Source organism: Bacillus sp. JJ864 (genome assembly GCF_036963045.1).
In the GTDB taxonomy this organism is placed as follows: Bacteria; Bacillota; Bacilli; order Bacillales; family Bacillaceae_G; genus Bacillus_A; species Bacillus_A pseudomycoides_C.
This window is the reverse complement of record NZ_JBALLY010000120.1, coordinates 3,741-6,826: the sequence shown is the minus strand read 5'-3', so window position 1 is coordinate 6,826 and position 3,086 is coordinate 3,741. Positions and strand designations below refer to the sequence as shown.

The following is a 3,086-nucleotide window of genomic DNA, read 5'->3' as shown; positions in this document are numbered from 1 at the left end:
GGATACAAATCCGAAGTAAAAGGTTATGACATTACAAATACAAAGATTAAGGAATCGACAGGTACAAGTACAAACACAGGTACAAGTACAAGTACAAACACAGATACAGGTACAAAAACAAGTGTCGAGAATCCAAAAGCACCATCCACTAACGGTGATAATAAGACAACAGTAGCTCTTCCTAAAACAGGAGGAACACCAGCAGAGATGATTTCAATGGTTGGTGGTATGGTATTGTTCGTTTTAGGTGGAATGTTATTCCGTCGTCAAAGAGCTAAATAATTAGATTATCTGTAACCCGAGTAGTAGACGAGCAAAAAAGTCACTATTCGGGTCTTTTTTTATTGAGAGGATTCAAAACGTTATAGGTTCATACAAGTAAATTAGCATCTATCTAAAATCATTTATGAAACAAGTAATTATGTTGAAAAATTTATTCATGTATACAGTGAAGTGTGTACATAATTTCTAACGAGATAGTACTGCTTGTGGTTTGTAACTTTTTTTGCGTGAATATGCGACTAACATAAGTCTTAATTATTGACATTTTAATATGGATATATAAATATATAAGGAACAGGGGTATAGGAGGTGTTATCGATAGTGATTTTTCCGATAACTGTATAGTTTTTTTAATTACAAAATCTATTATTATTGGAAGAGTTTTAATAGTATGAATAAGAGCGTAAGAGATTTCTTTATGGGAGAGAAAAAACGCATGCTATGAAACTTTGACATACTAATTCTATTCATTTGAAATTAGTATGGGCAATAGTATGCAAATAGAAATGTTATTAACTTCGTTTTTATCATACTACTTTTTGACAGTAAAACGTTCACCCAAAGATTCTGAAAAAGTAAGAAGCTATGAGAGAACTATCAGAAAGAGACTGAATAGTTCGACTAGTCGTAAAACTCCCCTGATGAGAAGATTTATTTTATGCTCAGAGAGATGGTATGTAGGGTACAAATTAAGTTGATTTGATAGACATGATGGAAGTTTAGCCATTGTTCATATTATCACTTTGTGTTTGATACATCAATATGGTCCTAAATAGAATTGGTATCATTTGTGAAACGAATCATTCTTACAGAAGAAATGAAGCGGATGTGAAGTTAAATTGCTAGGCTCATAATAGACAATTAAAATTTTGTTTCTCTAACAACGATAGGAGCGTTGAAGGAAACGAAAGGGTGTCTGCACTAATAAAAATCACATAACCAATATATACCAATGAAAAGCTTGGGAGGATGATTATCATAGCACGCTGTACGACAGTCCATCTAAAAATAATTGATAGGAGGATGCCGTAGGGTATGTATATTAAAAGAGTAACATCATTTTTTTTCATTTTCATGATTGTAATGTTTACTATAGGGAAAGGTTTTATGCCGATCATTGCAAATGCGCAAGAGCTAAATACAACAGGGTTTGTTGATAGCTTTACGTTCGACAAAAAAGATCTAGATTATGGAGAACGATCAGGGATAAGAGTTGACTTTAGTGATAAATCTGGAAATAAAATGAAGGCTGGAGACACATTAACGTTAACGCTACCTACAGAACTGGCGGGATATGGTAAAACGATTGATTTAAAGAATGATGCAGGTGTTAGCTTTGGTACTTGCCAAATATCGACAACGAATGTGGTATGTACATTTAATGATATGGTTGAGAAACTTCAAAATATTAGAGGTTATATGTATTTTGAATATAAAGCAACTAATAATGTAGGAATCAATCAAACGATACCAGTTGATACAAATTTAGGAACAAGTTTAGCAGAGCAAAGGGTAACAATTAAAGGACCAACTGGGGGAACAGGTACAACAACATTTACTTATAAAACAGGTCAAATTTACCCAGAGGCTCCTAATGAAATCAAGTGGCAGTTGAATGTAAACACTACTGGTACGAAAGAGTTAAGTTCTGATGTTGTTTTGACTGATACTTTACGATTTGGTCAAACGCTTAAGCAGGAAGGCTTTACTATAATTGTTGGAAATGAAAGTTTAACACCACAACAATTTATGGATAAAGGCTATGGAACGATTACGTTTAACGGTAACTCTTTCGACATTAGAGGTTATAAGGATTATGTAAGTAAGAAGTATTTCGGTATGCATTATAGTTCGGTTATAACTGAAAGCGGAATGAACGAAGAATATTTGTATAATGATTATACAATTAGTTACCAAATTCTAAATGAGCAGCCGGTAACCGTTTCAAAGAATGCCTCTGTTAAAAATATAAACGCGGGTGGCGGTGCACAAGGTGATTTACCACCTAAAGGTACGCTAAGAATTGTGAAGCATATTGAAGGAAATGCAACAAAATTCATCCCAGATGTTACGTTTAAGTTGTATAAGGAGTCAGGTGAGCAAATTGGCGATACTTATACAACAGGTCCAAAAGGCATTGTTGAAATGTCTAATTTAGACCCAGGAAATTACTATGTAACAGAGATTAAAGCTCCAGACTATGTGGATTTTGATCCTCAAACAAAAATCAAATTTACAGTTGAAGCAAGTGCTCAAAAAGGTGTAAAGTTGATGATTCCGAATAAGGTGAAAACTACATCTGTTAGCGGAACAAAAACATGGAAAGACAATAATGCAGCGGATCGCCCAAGTACGATTAAAGTAGAGTTAGTGCGAGGTGGTCAGGTCGTTCAAACGCAAGATGTAACTGCAGCAAATGGCTGGAACTATTCATTTACAAATATCCCTGCGTATGACGATGATGGAAACCCATATACGTATGAGGTAAGAGAACAACCGGTAGCAGGATACAAATCAGAAGTAAATGGTTATGACATTACAAATACAAAAGTAGGTCAAACAAAAGTAGAAGGAACAAAAACGTGGAAAGATAACAATGCAGCAGATCGTCCAAGTACAATCAAAGTAGAGTTATTACAAAATGGTACTGTGGTCCAAACACAGGACGTAACAGCGTCAAACAATTGGAAGTACACGTTTGATAATTTACAAGCGTACGATGCAAACGGAGTAGCGTACAAATATGAAGTGAAAGAACAAGCAGTAGTAGGATACAAATCAGAAGTAAATGGTTATGACATTAC

General features: G+C 34.6%; 2 protein-coding genes. Both read left to right on the top strand.

What is annotated here, in order from left to right:
- Positions 1 to 282, top strand: a 282-nt coding sequence (locus V7024_RS17805) for an LPXTG cell wall anchor domain-containing protein (RefSeq protein ID WP_335522306.1), incomplete at its 5' end; no start/stop codon positions are given.
- Between the two features lie 1,035 nt (positions 283 to 1,317).
- Positions 1,318 to 3,086 (top strand): Cna B-type domain-containing protein (locus V7024_RS17800; protein ID WP_335522304.1); only part of this gene is annotated, 1,769 nt, incomplete at its 3' end.